We start from the raw sequence: 601 nt of genomic DNA, 5'->3' as shown, positions 1-601 counted from the left end.
TCGAGCCGTTGCGGCGGCACCGGGCGACGGGGTTCGGTCTGGAGGCGAAGCGGCCGTTCACCGATGGTGTGGTGACGGGGTGGGGGACGGTGCACGGGCGGACGGTGTTCGTGTACGCGCATGACTTCCGGATTTTCGGTGGTGCGCTGGGTGAGGCGCACGCGGCGAAGATCCACAAGATCATGGACATGGCGATCGCGGCGGGTGCGCCGCTGGTGTCGCTGAACGACGGTGCGGGGGCGCGGATCCAGGAGGGTGTCTCGGCGCTGGCGGGGTATGGGGGGATCTTCCAGCGGAACACGCGGGCGTCGGGGGTGATTCCGCAGATCTCGGTGATGCTGGGGCCGTGTGCGGGGGGTGCGGCGTACTCTCCGGCGCTGACGGACTTCGTGTTCATGGTGCGGGAGACCTCGCAGATGTTCATCACGGGTCCGGACGTGGTCAAGACGGTGACGGGTGAGGACATCACCCAGAACGGTCTGGGCGGTGCGGACGTGCACGCGGGGACGTCGGGGGTGGCGCACTTCGCCTACGACGACGAGGAGACCTGTCTGGAGGAGGTCCGCTACCTCCTCACCCTCCTCCCGCAGAACAACCGCGA

Annotated in this window: 1 protein-coding gene; it reads left to right on the top strand. The window is 68.2% G+C overall.

The window, feature by feature from the left end; genetic code table 11:
- Window positions 1–601, top strand: a 601-nt coding sequence (locus tag V1J52_RS26020; RefSeq protein WP_330142425.1) for a carboxyl transferase domain-containing protein, incomplete at both ends; no start/stop codon positions are given.

Origin of the sequence: Streptomyces solitudinis, from assembly GCF_036323765.1 — a bacterium.
Lineage (GTDB): Bacteria > Actinomycetota > Actinomycetes > Streptomycetales > Streptomycetaceae > Streptomyces.
Note: the sequence above shows the minus strand (reverse complement) of the source record. Positions and strands in the feature narration are given on the sequence as shown.